General features: G+C 39.5%; 14 protein-coding genes. 8 read left to right on the top strand and 6 right to left on the bottom strand.

The window, feature by feature from the left end; translation table 11 throughout:
- The first annotated feature begins 196 nt into the window (after positions 1-196).
- Positions 197-457: a DUF2798 domain-containing protein gene (locus ABLB96_RS04550; protein WP_348896246.1), complete on the top strand. Its 261-nt coding sequence runs from the start codon at positions 197-199 to the stop codon at positions 455-457.
- Between the two features lie 60 nt (positions 458-517).
- Here ABLB96_RS04550 and ABLB96_RS04545 read toward each other — a convergent pair whose 3' ends face one another.
- From ABLB96_RS04545 to gspF, 3 genes are all read right to left on the bottom strand, one after another.
- Entirely contained in the window at positions 518-862 is a 345-nt protein-coding gene (locus ABLB96_RS04545) for a hypothetical protein (RefSeq protein ID WP_348896248.1), read from the bottom strand.
- Positions 863-1125: 263 nt separating this feature from the next.
- Complete coding sequence (gspG, locus tag ABLB96_RS04540; protein WP_348896306.1) at positions 1126-1710, bottom strand: type II secretion system major pseudopilin GspG; 585 nt, start codon at positions 1708-1710, stop codon at positions 1126-1128.
- 23 nt (positions 1711-1733) lie between these two features.
- The gene (gspF, locus tag ABLB96_RS04535; protein ID WP_348896250.1) at positions 1734-2939 is read right to left on the bottom strand and encodes a type II secretion system inner membrane protein GspF; all 1206 of its coding nucleotides are present in this window, start codon (positions 2937-2939) and stop codon (positions 1734-1736) included.
- 148 nt (positions 2940-3087) lie between these two features.
- On the opposite strand from gspF, the gene ABLB96_RS04530 reads away from it, so the two are divergent.
- From ABLB96_RS04530 to ABLB96_RS04505, 6 genes are all read left to right on the top strand, one after another.
- A complete protein-coding gene (locus tag ABLB96_RS04530; RefSeq protein WP_348896251.1) occupies positions 3088-5316 on the top strand; it encodes a primosomal protein N' in 2229 nt (742 codons plus the stop codon).
- 75 nt (positions 5317-5391) lie between these two features.
- Complete coding sequence (locus ABLB96_RS04525; RefSeq protein WP_348896252.1) at positions 5392-7233, top strand: monovalent cation:proton antiporter-2 (CPA2) family protein; 1842 nt, start codon at positions 5392-5394, stop codon at positions 7231-7233.
- A 165-nt stretch (positions 7234-7398) separates the two neighbouring features.
- Entirely contained in the window at positions 7399-8274 is an 876-nt protein-coding gene (locus ABLB96_RS04520) for an Hsp33 family molecular chaperone HslO (protein ID WP_069370680.1), read from the top strand.
- Positions 8275-8410: 136 nt separating this feature from the next.
- Entirely contained in the window at positions 8411-9022 is a 612-nt protein-coding gene (locus ABLB96_RS04515) for a LysE family translocator (protein WP_309456567.1), read from the top strand.
- 150 nt (positions 9023-9172) lie between these two features.
- Positions 9173-10129: a DnaJ C-terminal domain-containing protein gene (locus tag ABLB96_RS04510; protein WP_348896253.1), complete on the top strand. Its 957-nt coding sequence runs from the start codon at positions 9173-9175 to the stop codon at positions 10127-10129.
- Positions 10130-10140: 11 nt separating this feature from the next.
- Positions 10141-10470, top strand: a complete 330-nt coding sequence (locus ABLB96_RS04505) for a chaperone modulator CbpM (protein ID WP_068935766.1) — start codon at positions 10141-10143, stop codon at positions 10468-10470.
- A 230-nt stretch (positions 10471-10700) separates the two neighbouring features.
- On the opposite strand, the gene ABLB96_RS04500 is transcribed toward ABLB96_RS04505, so the two are convergent.
- The 3 genes from ABLB96_RS04500 to rpsO form a co-directional block, all read right to left on the bottom strand.
- On the bottom strand, positions 10701-11912 hold the full coding sequence (locus ABLB96_RS04500; RefSeq protein ID WP_348896254.1) for a magnesium transporter CorA family protein: 1212 nt from the start codon (positions 11910-11912) through the stop codon (positions 10701-10703).
- An 84-nt stretch (positions 11913-11996) separates the two neighbouring features.
- On the bottom strand, positions 11997-14084 hold the full coding sequence (gene pnp, locus ABLB96_RS04495) for a polyribonucleotide nucleotidyltransferase (RefSeq protein ID WP_171220364.1): 2088 nt from the start codon (positions 14082-14084) through the stop codon (positions 11997-11999).
- Between the two features lie 257 nt (positions 14085-14341).
- Positions 14342-14611, bottom strand: a complete 270-nt coding sequence (gene rpsO / locus ABLB96_RS04490; RefSeq protein ID WP_001229357.1) for a 30S ribosomal protein S15 — start codon at positions 14609-14611, stop codon at positions 14342-14344.
- A gap of 212 nt (positions 14612-14823) precedes the next feature.
- Here rpsO and ABLB96_RS04485 point away from each other — a divergent pair, with 212 nt between their 5' ends.
- A complete protein-coding gene (locus tag ABLB96_RS04485; protein WP_348896308.1) occupies positions 14824-16122 on the top strand; it encodes a serine hydrolase domain-containing protein in 1299 nt (432 codons plus the stop codon).
- Positions 16123-16411 lie beyond the last annotated feature (289 nt).

Here is a 16411-nt window from a genome sequence, read left to right as displayed (position 1 = left end):
AAAACATATAATATTAAAAAATAAATTATTAATGTTTTGTTTGAAAATTTCATGTTAAATTAAGTCCGCTGATTCAAAAGCCGTAAACGTTTACGTCAATCAACGTTCCAACATACCTCCAACAAGGCTTGGAGCTATTTGTTCAAAATATTTTTATTTTGAATGGCACGGGCGTTTGTTGGTTTACGGAGTCTAAATGGAAAACCCAAAAACTTTCTATAATTTTAAGAAACTTCCAAGTCGCTATTCAGCTATAGTTTTACCTTTTCTGCTATCCATCATTATGACTTTTGTAGTTTCCATGGTCAGTACTTTACGAAGTTTAGGATTAGAAGAATTTTCTATAAATGTATGGATGTCTGCATGGGCAATTTCTTGGCTGATTGCTTTTCCAACGCTACTATTAGTGTTACCTATTGTTCGTAAAATCACTGCACTTTTGGTACACCCTGTTTAAAAAATTAAAACGTAGATCTTGAGTCTACGTTTTATCTAAAAATTTGGTTTTGAAATATCATTAAAAAGCGATAGATAGCTCCAAAGATAAATAGGCAACTAAACTCGATAAAAAGACCATGGGTACATAGCGATAAGCTTTAAAGAGCAAGTGTTCATATTTAGAAGATATTTGTTTAGCCTGCCAGACGCTTGCTTTTAATGCAGTAAAGAAGCTCACCATTAACCATGCACTCACAATACTGAGTGTAAAGAAGCCAATCACAATTTGGCTACTTCCTTCTGTACTTAGCCATAGTTTTAAAGAAACTTCAGCAATAGGTAATAATGCCAAAATCAATAGGACAGATTTAAGCATCGCCCAATGAAACTGGTTCAGCTCATCAAGTACGAGAAATGCTTTCATTTAATCTCTCCTATTCATTAAATAAAGTGCTTTTTATTTATTATGCAAATCTTTTATTTAAATATATAGCTTATTTTTTCACATATTTTAACTTTCTTGTAACTATTAAATATGGGAATAATTCTTATTTTAAATCTCAAATCCAGATATTAACTTTATTATTTTAATTTCAAGAGCTTATTATATTTTTGTGATTAAGAAAGATTATCAATTCGCATTATTATTTTATTTTTTAACGAACTGATAATCTCTCTACATTTTAATTAAGGTTGATAGTAAATATCGGCGTCGTTACCTTCACCACCTTCTTTACCATCGGCACCAAATGAATATAGATCAAAAGGACGACCATCTTTTCCAGGTACAACATATTGGATGTCATTTTTCCAACTGTCTTTAGGGTAACCACCTTTCACATAACCACCTGGCATCCAGTTTTTTGCTGTAGCTGGCTGGTTAATAAGTGCATCTAAACCACCTTCTTGCATAGTTGGGAAATGGCCGTTATCGAGCTTGTATTGATCTAGAGCTCCTGCTACACCTTTCAAGGTAATTTGAGTCGTATCGATTTTAGCTTTTTCACTACGGCCCATGACATTCGGCACGATCAACGCAGCCAACACGCCTAAAATTACAATAACAACCATGACCTCAATAAGGGTAAAACCTGAAGCACGTTTCATTCGAACACCGCTCGAACGTGCCGCAAGTCCGAAAGCTGTACTTGGGGAACAAACATCTGATGGAGAGCTATGCTCAGAGTGGCACGATTGTGCATTTTCCAAAGCTACGTTTGAGGTTTGTTGAGCATCCCTAACGTGCTCATTTTTTTTCATGACCATCTTCATCATTATCTCTGATATCAAAGTTATTAAATCATATTGTTCATATTTACGATTGGCAGCATAACCGCAATTACAATAACCAGTACAATGCTTGCCATTAAAACTAGCATTAGCGGTTCAAGTAATGCCAATAAGGTTGAAATAAATGTCGTAACCTCACGGTCTTGCATGGTCGAAGCACGTTCTAACATCCGGTCAAGCTCACCAGATGCCTCTCCACTTCGAATCATTTGTACCATCATTGGTGGGAAATAACCACTACGCTCTAGTTGTGTCCCCAAGCTTCCACCTTCTGTGACGCGTTCAGCAGCATGAGCAATTGAATCGCGTATGACCCAGTTATTGGTAACTGCCGCTCCAATTTTTAAAGCGTCGACTAACGGTACACCTGAACGAGTCAAAATAGATAAGGTACTGGCAAAACGTGCAGAATTAATACCACGTGATAGTTTACCGAATAATGGCAATTTGAGTGTTAAGCGATCAAAAGCATAATGTCCGGCGGTTGTTTTGAGAAAACGAACAAATGCCACAATACCTACAACTGCAAAAAGGATAATAAACACCCATGCATGGCGAATAAAATCACTGGCTTTCATTAAAGCAACGGTAATCCACGGCAATGCATCTTTGCTTTGATCGAAAGTTTTTACAATCTCGGGTACAACATAAGTCATTAAACCCATCACAATACCAAATGACATCAGCATTAAAATGATGGGGTAAATCATGGCACCTTGTACTTTCTTTTGCATGGCAAAACGGTTTTCGGTGTAATCAGACAACTGATCTAAAATCAGATCTAGATGTCCCGAGCGCTCACCTGCGGCAACCGTTGCAATATAAAGGTCAGGGAATCGTCCTGATTGTTGCATGCCTTGCGCCAATGAATGTCCTTCCAATACTCTTGAGCGGACTGAAAGTAATAAATTTTGCACATGCGCTTTTTCACTTTGCTTGCTCACGGCGCGTAAGGCTTCTTCTAATGGAATTGCTGCTGCGACCAAAACTGACAGTTGTCTGGTCATAAGTGCCAAGTCATAAGCGCTAAACTTTTTTTGGAACAATCCTTGGCTTTGATGTTTATCTTTTTGTTCAACAGGATCAACGCTAATAGGGGTCCATGCTTTATCGCGTAATTGTTGGCGAATCTGACGTGCTGAATCTCCTTCAAGCACCCCCTTTTGCTGCTTCCCTGAAGCATCAATAGCAGTAAATTGATATGCAGGCATGATAATGTTCTAATTTTCCAAAAATAATAGTCGCTGCTGTTGCATCTATGCTACGCAATCATTCATATTCATTCTATAGCCTGTGTAGAATACCCAAGTCCTCTTCACGACGCTACGCCGTTTTTTAAAATTGACGAAATGAGCCTCTATGACCATAACGCCAAAACCTGATTCTATTGTTTATCGTGTGCGTGTTGCCGTACCTGTGCATCTGTACGACACTTTTGACTATACACTCACCAAAGCACAATATGAACGAGCTCAGGTAGGTTCACGCGTCGCTATTTCATTTGGACGGCAAAACCTGATTGGTATCATTACTGAAAAAGTTGACCCACAAGAATCATTTACAGGCAACTTTCAGCTTAAAGCCATTTCTGAACTTTTAGATGATGAACCTATTTTAGATGAACAAGTTTTAAGTTTATTGACATGGTCAGCACAATATTACCAATTTCCAATTGGTGAGGTCATGCAAACGGCCCTACCCGCGTTATTGCGTCAGGGTAAACCAATGGATGTATTGTTTCATTTATGGAAAATCATTCCTTGTGACAATGTAGAAGCCCTGTTAAAGCGTTCCATTAAGCAACAAGATGCTTATCAGATTTTAAAATTGCATCCTGCGGGCACTACAGAAAATATTCTTAATTTAAGTGGTGTAGAAACGGCTACGCTTAAAGCGCTGCAAAAGAAAGGACTCATAGACTGTACACTTGAGCCTCATGATTTTAGCCCAGCACCTGTGCAATTGGCTCAAATGCCACTTACGCTAAATGATGATCAGAAGAAGGCAACTCAGCACGTCATTAATGCACAGCATCAATACCAAGCATTTTTACTAGATGGCTTAACTGGAAGTGGTAAAACTGAAGTTTATCTGCACATCATGCATGAAGTATTAAAGCAAGGTAAGCAAGTACTAGTACTAGTACCTGAAATTGGTTTAACCCCTCAAACTATTTCGCGCTTTAAGTCTCGTTTTAACTGCGATATTGCTTTATTGCATTCGGGCTTAAATGACTCTAAACGCCTCCAAGCATGGCAACAGGCACAAACTGGTAAAGCCTCTATTATTTTAGGCACTCGTTCAGCCATTTATACACCGCTGCCACGTTTGGGCCTCATCATTTTAGATGAAGAACATGATCTGTCTTATAAACAGCAGGAAGGCTTCCGTTATCATGCACGTGATGTCGCACTGTACCGAGGCCACTTACAAAGCTGCCCTGTTATTTTGGGTTCAGCGACTCCAAGCATCGACAGCTATCACTTGGTGGAAACTGGTAAGTTAACTTCACTGCAACTTAACCAGCGTGCAGGCCACGCGCTTTTACCTAAAATGCATTTGATCGATCTTAAAATTGTCAAAAAACAGCATGGAATTAGCCAGCCTTTAATTGAGCAAATTAAAAATACCCTAGCAAGAAAAGAACAGGTTTTAATCTTTTTAAACCGACGCGGTTATGCACCTGTACTGGTTTGTGAAAGCTGTGGATGGCAAGCAAATTGCCCACATTGTGATGCGCATTTTACGTTGCATACTCAGCCTTATTCTTATTTACATTGTCACCACTGCGGCACGGTTCATCGCCTACCCGATCACTGTCCTGAGTGTCAGCAAAAGAGTTTAAAAACTTTAGGTGCAGGAACAGCCAAAGTTGAAGAACACTTACAAGAATTATTCCCGGATCATGATGTGATTCGGGTCGATCGTGACAGTACAAGTCGTGTGGGCAGTTGGCAAAAAATTTATGATCGTATTCATCAAAACAAACCCACAATTTTGCTCGGTACTCAAATGTTGGCAAAGGGTCACCATTTTCCGCATGTGACTTTAGTTGCTATTTTAGATATTGATGCAGGTTTACTGAGTGTTGATATTCGAGCACCTGAGCGTACTGCTCAACTCATTGTACAAGTGGCTGGCCGTGCAGGTCGTGGAGAACACAAAGGCCATGTTTATTTGCAAACTTTAAGACCCGATCACCCTTTACTCACCACACTCATTGAAAAAGATTATCGGGCTGTTGCCAAACAAACGTTGGCTGAACGTAAAGTTGCATTGCTTCCGCCGTATCGCTATGCCGTACTTATACGTGCTGAGTCAAAAGATCGTGACTATACCTTACAATTTTTAAATGAAGCTGCCGAGCAACTACGTCAAATTGCAGGTGATATTGTTGATATCTGGGGACCGATTCCAGCGCCAATGGAACGTAAAGCTGGACGCTACCGTGCCCACATGGTGATTTTATCTGCCGACCGTGCTCGTCTACATTTTTACTTAAGACAATGGTGGGCTCAATTGGTCCATGCACCAAGACAACATCAACTTAGACTATCAATTGATGTTGACCCACAAGAATTTAGTTAGATGATTTGAATATCATAGTGTGAAGAAGTCTTTTTGGCTTTACACTTAAAAAGATCAATACATTCGGGGTAATGAATGTCATTCCTACTGCAAGCAACAATTTTTCTTGGAGCTTCTCTAATTTTAGTCCCTTTGGGTAAACGCTTAGGGATTGCAACAGTTTTAGGTTATTTATTTACGGGCATACTTCTTGGCCCGAGTGTTTTAAATATTGCCCATGACCCCGAAGCCATTATGGAATTGGCTGAGTTTGGGGTGATCTTACTGATGTTTCTGATTGGGCTAGAATTACGTCCACAACGTTTATGGGAAATGCGTGACTCCATTTTTGTAATGGGAAGTCTGCAAGTCCTCATTAGCGGTGGCGTACTTATGCTGATCATGCTATTACTCTTTAAACAGCAGCTTTCTGTCAGCTTTGTGATTGGCTTTGCACTTGCGTTATCTTCAACTGCCTTTGTTCTGCAACTACTCACTGAAAAACAACAGCTTAATACCACCTATGGTCAGCAATCTTTTTCAATTTTGCTGTTCCAAGATATTGCAGCCATTCCTTTATTGGCAGTCATTCCACTGTTGGCTGGAACAGAATCGACCCATCACGGCGTCGCTTATTTTGCAGCGATTATTGCCACATTTACTGGCCTGTTTTTGTTTAGCCGCTACGTCATGCGTCCATTTTTCCGTTTTGTGGCGAAAAGCGGTGCAACCGAGCTGATTACAGCAGTAGGGTTATTTATTATTCTTGCTGTTGTATTACTCATGGATACTTTGGGTATTAGTACCACATTAGGTGCTTTCCTCACTGGTGTACTTTTAGCTGACTCAGAATTCCGCCATGAAGTTGAAGCAAGTATTGCGCCGTTTAAAGGACTATTGCTGGGCTTGTTCTTTATGACTGTCGGCATGACCACGCAACTATCATTGCTCATTGAAATGCCTTGGCTCATTATTGGTGGAGCAGTCGGCCTGTTGGTGATAAAAACCCTTATCTTGACTGCCATTGCCCGCTATAAAAAGTACAGCTGGAATAATAGCCTGCTACTTGGAACATGTTTAGCTCAAGGTGGTGAATTTGCTTTTGTCATTTTGAGTCTTGCTAAAAGCGAAAAGATTTTAACGGACGCTTTATTAGAGCCTGTTACGCTTATTGTGACCTTATCAATGGTACTTACCCCATTACTGTATTGGTTTATGACCTGTAAGATCATTCCACTTTTTCATAAAGAACGTCCACCTGAATACGATGAAATTCCTCAGCAAGAAAACCCGATTATCATTGCCGGTTTTGGTCGCTTTGGACAAATTATTGCACGTATTGCCCGCTTGCAACACTTAGGTTTTACTGCCATCGACAACAACCTTCATCAAGTTGACTTTGTTCGTCGATACGGCGGTAAACTCTATTATGGTGATGTTACTCAGCCTGACTTACTTCGTTCAGCAGGTATTGAAAAAGCCAAAGTATTTATTTTAGCTATCGATGATGTCGAAGACTCTATGAATGTTGCACGTCATCTTAGATTGAACTATCCAAACTTAAAATTGTTAGCTCGTGCACGTGACCGCCACCATGTACATCTATTAAGAGATTTAGGTGTTGAACATATTTGGCGTGAAACTTACTTATCATCGTTAGGTATGGCTTATCGAGCTTTACGTGAACTCGGTATTTCTGATGAACAAGCTTATAACAATATCGAAATCTTTCGAGATTATGATGAAAAACTACTCATACAACAGCAAAGCATTTATACCGATGAACAAAAGGTTTTTGAAACTCATCGCAATGCTTTAGCTGAACTTGAACATCTATTTGAAAGCGACGCACAACAAGCAACATCAAGACATGACGTGGACTTAAAGCGTCATTTACAACCAAATCGTATCGACATTACACGAGATCACGAAGAATAACTTGAGATTTCGCAAAATGGCTATATTAAGGACTTATTCACATTGCCTAAATGATTGCGACAATCGGTACAAAAGTTACCGTTGTCCTGCTTGCAGCTTCACTGCATTCCCTAAGCTTGATTAAACCGAAGTTGTTATAATCTGCTTAGGGCCCTGGAGAATATTATGTCTGATTTACGCCAACGCTTTTATATAGAGGACTTTCCTGTTCGTGGTGAAGTAGTTCATCTAGAAGAAGCATTACAAACTATTTTAGCTCAACGCGATTACATGCCTGCAGTTAAAATTCTGCTAGGCGAGATGTTGAGCGCGACCGCATTACTTGCGAGTACATTAAAAATCAAAGGCCGTATCAGCTTGCAAATCCAGGCTTCCGGCTCTTTCAAATGGGCCATGGCTGAATGTAACCATTTAGGTGAAGTTCGTGCTTTAGCAGACTACGAAACAGATCCTCGCTTTGTTGAAGCAACTGACAGCAGTACAGTCCTTGGCGCTTTGGTTAATCCAATTTTATTTATTAACATCGAACCTGAGCATGGTGAGCGTTATCAAGGGATTGTCCCTCTTGACCAAACCAATTTAGCAGGTTGTTTAATGCAGTATTATGACCTTTCTGCACAAATCCCAACTCGTATTGTATTGGCAAGTACAGCTAAACGTTCTGGTGGTTTACTCATTCAGTTATTACCTCGTCATGATGAAGAAGAGCAAAAACTGGTTGATGAAGACTTATGGCCACGTTTGACTATGCTGACTGAAACGCTTAAGTCTGAAGAGCTAACAGAGCTTTCAGCAAATGAGATTCTGTATCGTCTCTATAACGAAGAAGAAGTACGCTTACCAGAAGTTGAACACTTAAAATTTGGTTGTACTTGTTCTAAAGAACGTTGTGCTAAAGCGCTCATTCAAATTGGTGTAGATGCTGTTCATGAAACATTGGAAGCGCAAAACCCAATTCAAATGGATTGTCAGTTCTGTAACACTCGTTATGAATTCACTGCTGAAGAAGCACTGGGTTTATTTGGTGAACATTTGAGTTAATTCCTCATTTTATAAAAAGGCGGTCAAACCGCCTTTTTATTTATCTATCGTTTGTGATGATAATTTTCAGCTTCTTATTTTAAATCAGTTAATATGAGCTTACTTTGTAATCCAATAAATAAGACGCTTATATTCCATGAATTATTTTGATTATTTTCTCTTTATTTTCAGTGTCATTATTATGATTGCGACCCCTGGTCCAGTCATGATTTTGGTAGCAAGTGCCGGACTTAAAGGTGGCTATAAAAAAGCACTGGAAACCATTTTTGGTACTAACCTTGCCTCACTGGTTTTAATTTTTATTTCAGTACTCGTACTTAAAGGCGTACTCGGTATTAATGAAAGCTATTTAAATATTATTCGGGTTTTAGGCTGTCTCTATATTGGTTATTTAGGTTTGAGCATTTTAAAAGAAGTCATTCAAGCACCTCATCCTGAAGCAATAAAAACAATTTCGTCTCAAAATGGTGGTTTTAAAAAAGGCTTTCTCGTTGGTATTTCAAACCCTAAAGATATTATTTTCTTTTCAGCCTTTTTTCCTCAATTTGTCTCAATTTCACCGAATCTTAATTTCAGTTTGACCTTGCTTACCCTGACATGGATTGTTTTAGATTTTTTAACCCTATCTTTGGTTTATGTATTTTTCCGCCGCCTTTCTAACAGCCACTTATATCCTAAAATATTAGGTGTATGCGGTCTATTACTTTTACTTATTGCCCTATACGGTTTATATCAGACTTTCATGTAAAAAGTTCGAGGCATAGCTCTAACCGACCTATGTCTCTTTTCACCATACTTCCCTATTGTGTAAGAGAACAACTCTTATACAATCTAGCTTGTTGAAAGCCTTAAAAATTGTTTCATAATGAAATAAACAACACCATCGTGATAAAACATTATGGCCAAAAATTATTATGAAGAATTAGGGGTTACACGAGAAGCCTCTGCTGATGAGATTAAAAAAGCATATCGGAAATTAGCTCGTAAATATCACCCCGATATCAGCAAAGAAAAAGATGCAGAAGAAAAAATGCAGGCGATTAACATTGCCTATGACACGTTAAGCAATGCAGAAAAAAAAGCTGAATATGACCAAATGTTAGACCATCCACAAAGCTTTAATGGCTTTGGTCAAGGAGCGGCTCAAGGCGGATTCGATGGTGCACGCTTTTATCGTCAAGGTTCTACAGGTGGTGAAGCTGACTTTAGCGGTTTTGAAGACTTATTTGGTCGCTTTGGTGCAGGATTTGGCGGTGGTGGTCAACAACAATATCAAAGACAACAACGTAGTTATCGCGGAGAAGATCAACATGCCAGCATAGAGGTTGACCTAGATATTGCCTACCATGGTTCAACGCAACAGATTACCTTACAAATTCCAACTGTGAATGTTTATGGTGAGCCTGAGGTACAACGTAAAACTTTACAGGTAAAAATACCGAAAGGTATGAAGGAAGGCCAACAAATTCGCCTAAGCGGACAGGGACAAAGTGGTATCAATGGCGGTGCCAATGGCGATCTTTATATAGAGATTCAATATAAAGATACCGATCGTGTTCATGTCGAAGGCAGTGATGTATATTTAACTGCAGATGTAGCACCTTGGGAGGCTGCATTAGGTCAAGGCATTGAAGTAAAAACACCTGCGGGGTCATTACATGTCAATTTACCTAAAAATGCAAAACAAGGACAACAGCTACGTTTAAAAGACAAAGGGATACCAAATAAAACGCCAGGCCATCTTTATTTAATTTTAAATATTGTATTCCCACCTGCGCATTCTGAAAAAGAAAAAGAAGCGTATCAGCAATTGGCTGAAGCCTTTGCTTCATTCGAACCTCGTTCATCTCATTAGGGAGCAAGATCATGACAACCATCCATTATCGAGAAATTGTATGTGACGGCCACACCTTTAGTGCTGAAGTCGTTGATGAACAATCTACATTTGACTTACAACAATTTGCCCAAGCCTGTGGTCAAAGCCCGGACTGGATTCTAGAGCTTATTGAGTACGATATTTTAGTGATTGAAAGTACACCTGAAAAACATCAGTTTATGGGTGAAGACGTTATCCGTGCTCGTAAAGCTTATCGTTTGCAACGTGACTTTGATGCGAGTTTGGCAGCTGTTGCGGTGATGTTAGACTTGATTGATGAAGTACAGCAACTTAGAAAACAGTTGAAGCATTTTCATTAAGTTTTTTTTAAATGATATTTTCCGAGGTATAGCTTGAGCTAAAAGTCATCCTTGGCCTGCCTATTATCTAAATAGTATTGTTTTTGCAATAAAATTAGTTAAATGCTGGTAGTGAACAGGTTCTAAGGATGACAAATGCCTTTGGTTACTTTGGGCAAAACCAAAGTAACGAATTAGCTATAACTATTTGATATATTAATGAGAAGACTCCGTCGTGCAGAAATAAAAATTTATTTTAATCGAGTAATTTTCTCTAATTCCTTCACAGTCTGCTTAATCGGTTCATATTCCAAAAACCAAAACAAATTCATCCGTTCTTCACGATGCTGCTGCGCCAATAAATCGATAACACTTTTTTCACCACGCCCGACCAAATGCTGTCGATAGAAGTAATACAGCAATAAAACCGTACTGAGCAACATGACACCAAGCATAATCCAGAAACCGACTGGCGATTTAAGCCCTGGAATAAACTCAAAGTTCATTCCATAAATACCCGTTAAAAGTGTAAGCGGTGCAAATACAGCAGTAATAATGGCAAGAATACGCATATTCTCATTGGTTTGGTTTGAAATGGCTGAGAAATGCAAATCTATGGCTGACTGAATAGCACTACGTAAACGTAAAGTATGTTTTTGAATACGTTCAACATGACTCATTAAATCATTCAAACGAACCAACAAAAGATCTTGCGAACTATGTGTTCGTTCACCAATAACATGATGATAGTTTTCTACAATTTCATCTCGAAACTCTTGCAAGGTTTCGATCTGCTCTTCACATAGATTTTCGACCTGCTGAAAAGCCATGTTTTCATGAAACAGTTGATGCCATTGTTTAAAACGGCGATTACCTTGTAATAGTTGTTGTTGCCAATGCTCAACCCTTCTGGTTAAAGGTGAACGAATATCAAGATAACCATCCACCATGCTATTCAGTAGGCGTAGACACAAATCTACAGGTGAGTTAGGCAGCTTACGGGTTTTGTTTTGTTCTTCTAGAGTTCGACATAAAATATTTTCAAGACGCTGAATATAATTTTCAATCGACTTATTGCCCTGCTCCCGTACGCTAATCAGAACTTTAGGCGTAAAAATAAAACTAATAGGCGTGGTTGCTAAGCCAAATACACTCTCATGTGATTCCCCATTTTTAATTTCATCATCTGGGGTAACTAGCTTTTTAAAAATCAGCAAGTCATATTCTTCAAGCGTATCAAAAGCGCAAGGATGCTCGATATTGGCAATATCTCGCATATGAAATTCATTAATAGCTATATCAGTAAGCTGCTGAATTTTTTGTTGCCATTCTTCATTATGGTTAACAACATCAGACCTCACACTATCAACCCAGAAGAACTCTAGAACATGTTCAGTGTGCTTTTCTCGGCTCAAAAAAACATAGCCATCGTTTTGATGACGATAAAAATAATAAACCTGCATACCACGTCGATCTATTTGTGTGTTACTTGCATCATGCCATAAAAAAAGCCCGCATCAAGCGGACTTTTTTAGTGAGTTAAGCAATTATGCTTGCTCAATATCTTTCATAGTCAATTTGATACGACCACGGTTGTCAACATCAGCAACTTGTACTTTAACTTCCTGACCTTCTTTAAGAACATCAGTTACGTTCGCAATACGCTCATTAGAGATTTGCGAAATGTGAAGAAGACCATCAGTACCTGGCATAATGTTTACGAACGCACCAAATTCTACGATACGGATAACTTTACCGTCATAGATTTTACCTGGTTCAACTTCAGCAGTAATCGCTTGGATTTTTGCAATAGCAGCTTTAGCAGCAGCTTTAGTTTCACCAAATACGCGAACTGTACCGTTATCTTCAATATCAATTGCAGCTTTAGTTTCTTCAGTAATTTGACGGATTGTTGCACCACCTTTACCAATTACATCACGGATTTTATCCGGATTAATTGTAATTACTTCGAATGTTGGAGCATGCATTGAAATTTCAGGACGAGCGCGTGAAATTACTTTGTTCATTTCATTAAGGATGTGCATACGACCAGCAAATGCTTGGTTTAATGCAACTTCCATAATTTCTTCAGTAATACCTTCGATCTTGATGTCCATTTGAAGTGCAGTAATACCATTTGCAGAACCTGCTACTTTAAAGTCCATGTCGCCAAGGTGGTCTTCGTCACCTAAGATGTCAGAAAGTACAGCAAAACGCTCGCCTTCTTTCACTAAGCCCATTGCGATACCTGCAACTGGCGCTTTAAGTGGAACACCTGCATCCATAAGTGATAATGATGCACCACATACAGAAGCCATTGAAGATGAACCGTTAGATTCAGTAATGTCAGATACAATACGAATCACATACGGGAAGCGGTCAGCTGCAGGAAGAACTGCTTGAACACCACGACGTGCTAAACGACCATGACCAATTTCACGACGCTTAGGACCAGATTCACGACCTGTTTCACCTACAGAGTATGCAGGGAAGTTATAGTGCAACATGAAGTTGTCAGTTTTAGTACCTGACAATGTATCAACCATAAGTGCATCACGAGTATTACCCAAAGTTGTTGTTACCAACGCTTGAGTTTCACCACGTGTAAATAATGCAGAACCGTGAGCGCGGTCTAATACGCCAACTTGTACGTCGATACCACGAACAGTTTTAGTATCACGACCATCAATACGTGGCTTACCTGACAAGATGTTGTCACGTACTGTACGGTATTTAAGGTCTTCAAATAATTCGTTTACTTCGTCAGCAATACCAGTTTCGTCATTTTCAGGAACGAACTGAGCTACAGCTTCTGCATAAAGTGCATCAAGTGCTGCATAACGGTCTTGTTTAACCGCAATCGTATATGCTTCAGAAATTTTAGCTTCGAAAGCTGCTTTTAATTGCTCAAGAAGTGCTTCATTTTTAGTTGGAGCAACCCAAGTTGACTCAACTGCACCAGCAGCGGCAGCAAATTCTTTAATTGCTTGAATCGCGATTTGCATTTCGTCATGACCGAAAAGCACAGCGCCAAGCATTTGGTCTTCTGAAAGTTCTTTCGCTTCAGACTCAACCATTAATACAGCAGACTCTGTACCAGCAACCACAAGGTCAAGGTCAGACTGAGCAAGTTGTTCAAAATTCGGGTTTAAAACATATTCACCATTAATTAAACCAACACGTGCACCACCAATTGGACCACGGAAAGGAGTACCAGCAATAGACAATGCTGCTGATGTACCAAGCATTGCTGCAATGTCGGCATCCATAGTTTTGTCAGAAGAAACAACAGTTGCTGTTACCTGAATTTCGTTGAAGTAACCTTCTGGGAACAACGGACGAATTGGGCGGTCAATAAGACGTGAGATTAAAGTTTCAGCTTCAGAAGCACGGCCTTCACGCTTACCGTAACCACCAGGGATACGACCAGCTGCATATTGTTTTTCTTGATAGTTAACTGTTAACGGGAAAAAGTCTTGACCCGCTTTTGCTTTAGGTTGAGCAACAACTGCAACCAAAACAGTTACGCCACCCATAGTAATTAAAACTGTGTTTGCCTGACGAGCAACGCGACCCGTTTCTAAAACGACTTGATGCTGACCGAATTGGAATTCTTTACGAACGATGTTAAACATTGACATGTATTGTATTTTCCTGATTTTATTCTAGTGAGACCCCTAAGGTTTGGCATTCAGACTACAACTATTGGTAGATAAATGACAAAGCTTAGAAGCCATCACACTAGACCAAAAAATTTAAATAATATTAAACGCAAAGAAGGAGCGCACAAGCGCCCCTTCTATAAATCGCCTAACGGTAGATTAGGCGAAACTTTCTTTTCAGAAACAAAGCATAACAACATGCGATAAACCGAAAACAAAGCAAAATCGAATTAACGACGTAGACCTAAAGCACCGATCAAAGCAGTGTAACGCTCGTGGTCTTTACCATTTAAGTAGTCAAGTAATTTACGACGTTGGTTAACCATACGGATCAAACCGCGACGGCTATGGTGGTCGTGTTTGTGAGCTTTAAAGTGACCTTGCAAATCATTGATTTGAGCAGTCAATAAAGCTACTTGTACTTCTGGTGAACCAGTGTCGTTTTCAGCGCGAGCAAATTTAGCAATGATCTCTGCGCGGTCTGCATTAGTTAAAGCCATTCGATTTCTCCGAGATGCTTAAAAAAATAAATGATATGAATCAGTTGAGCGCAACTGACTGCCGTGCATCACTACAGCAAGTTGCCTATTTTAAGGTATCTATATATGGATTGCAAAATTGTTTTCAGTTACCTGTCATTTTAGACACTGACATCAGCGTCCGAACCCTGCACACTTGGCCTTCAATAAAAAGAAAGAAGCGCGAGGGACGTGTGAAAATATTTTCGACCAACACCTGTCCGGTACCGGACGATCTTGGATCAGTCATTCACCATAAAGATGAAGTGCCCGCTGAATTGGGTGGAATGAATAAACATCAGGTTCAAAAAATCTGGAAAAGTATTGAGTCGTTATATAAAACTGGGAACTATCCGCTCATTACTTTCTGTCTACGCAGACAAGGCAAAATTTTATTAAACCGAAGCATTGGCTATGCTCAAGGCAACTCTCCGGCAGGTCTAGAAAAAGATGCACTCATTGCAACACCAGACACACCCGTTTGCTTATTTTCAGCATCAAAAATGATAACTGCCATGTTAATTCATCTTTTAGATGAGCAAGGCGAAATCAATTTACTTGACCCCGTTAGTTATTATATTCCTGAATATGGAGTGAACGGTAAGCGCCGTGCAACGATCTTTCATCTATTATCACATCGTGGCGGTATTCCTTATGTTGATGGAGATGTCACACCAGAGCTGCTTTTTGATAAAGATGAAATTTTAAAACGTTTATATGCCGCAAGACCCGTTTCTCCAGCAGGTAATCATCTTGCCTATCATGCAGTCACCGCGGGTTATATTTTGGGCGAAATCATAGAACGGGTGACCGGACAAGACCTACGCAAATTTATGCATGAGACAATCGAGAAACCGATGGACATGCCTTATTTTAACTATGGGCTTAGACCGGAATATCGTGCTGAAGCTGCTCTCAATTGTGCAACGGGTTTACATCCACGTTTAGGTACAGACCATTACCTCAATCATGTACTTGGTGGCGGCTTACAACTCGCGGTTGATGTCACCAATGATAGCCGCTTTATGGATACCATCTGCCCTGCCGGCAACATTTATACCAGTGCCGAACAGGCAGGACGCTTCTTTGAAATGCTTTTAAGTGGTGGAAGCTACCAAGGCAAACAAATTTTAAGTGAGAAAACAATTTTTAGAGCAACGCTTCCCACTACAGGTGTAAATATTGACCGAACATTATTAATACCCATGCGTTATGCGTTGGGACCCATGTTAGGCAGCAATCCAGTGGGTTTATTTGGCCCAATGACAGGACAAGCTTTTGGTCATCTCGGTTTTTCTAATATTTTATGCTGGGCCGACCCAGAACGCGATATTAGCGTTTCATTATTAACCACTGGAAAATCTGTAGTAGGCACTCACCTACCTGCCCTAGCAAATTTGCTCTATCAAATTTCTAGCCAATGTCCTCGAATTCCTAGAGACCAACGCCGCTCACTATTTGGTAGTGACTCACATGAAACAGATTTGGTATAGATAAAAGCAATCAATCGAAGAAATAAAAAACCCAAGCATTTCTGCTTGGGTTTTTGGCGCTGTAGTTCTTGTTTATCGTGTTTATCTCTGTTTTTCTTGTTATATGTGAGATGCTTTCTGCATCTTTCTTCTTGTTTTATTCACTTCCGTTGTTTTTATTTCTATTTCCTTATGTGATGTATTTTGTCATATCTAATTATGAAGAAAAGTAGTATTTTTCTTATCATCATGTAAGCGAAAACGTACAGGTCTGTCTAATATTTAGCGTTTATCTGCAACAGCTAAATAA

It is taken from the genome of Acinetobacter sp. XH1741 (assembly GCF_041021895.1).
In the GTDB taxonomy this organism is placed as follows: domain Bacteria; phylum Pseudomonadota; class Gammaproteobacteria; order Pseudomonadales; family Moraxellaceae; genus Acinetobacter.
This window is presented reverse-complemented; position numbering and strand designations above follow the sequence as displayed.

Coding starts and splice junctions, on each gene's coding strand:
- ABLB96_RS04550 (WP_348896246.1), top strand. CDS start 197: ATGGAAAACCCAAAAACTTTCTATAATTTTAAGAAACTTCCAAGTCGC.
- ABLB96_RS04545 (WP_348896248.1), bottom strand. CDS start 862: ATGAAAGCATTTCTCGTACTTGATGAGCTGAACCAGTTTCATTGGGCG.
- gspG (WP_348896306.1), bottom strand. CDS start 1,710: ATGAAGATGGTCATGAAAAAAAATGAGCACGTTAGGGATGCTCAACAA.
- gspF (WP_348896250.1), bottom strand. CDS start 2,939: ATGCCTGCATATCAATTTACTGCTATTGATGCTTCAGGGAAGCAGCAA.
- ABLB96_RS04530 (WP_348896251.1), top strand. CDS start 3,088: ATGACCATAACGCCAAAACCTGATTCTATTGTTTATCGTGTGCGTGTT.
- ABLB96_RS04525 (WP_348896252.1), top strand. CDS start 5,392: ATGTCATTCCTACTGCAAGCAACAATTTTTCTTGGAGCTTCTCTAATT.
- ABLB96_RS04520 (WP_069370680.1), top strand. CDS start 7,399: ATGTCTGATTTACGCCAACGCTTTTATATAGAGGACTTTCCTGTTCGT.
- ABLB96_RS04515 (WP_309456567.1), top strand. CDS start 8,411: ATGAATTATTTTGATTATTTTCTCTTTATTTTCAGTGTCATTATTATG.
- ABLB96_RS04510 (WP_348896253.1), top strand. CDS start 9,173: ATGGCCAAAAATTATTATGAAGAATTAGGGGTTACACGAGAAGCCTCT.
- ABLB96_RS04505 (WP_068935766.1), top strand. CDS start 10,141: ATGACAACCATCCATTATCGAGAAATTGTATGTGACGGCCACACCTTT.
- ABLB96_RS04500 (WP_348896254.1), bottom strand. CDS start 11,912: ATGCAGGTTTATTATTTTTATCGTCATCAAAACGATGGCTATGTTTTT.
- pnp (WP_171220364.1), bottom strand. CDS start 14,084: ATGTTTAACATCGTTCGTAAAGAATTCCAATTCGGTCAGCATCAAGTC.
- rpsO (WP_001229357.1), bottom strand. CDS start 14,611: ATGGCTTTAACTAATGCAGACCGCGCAGAGATCATTGCTAAATTTGCT.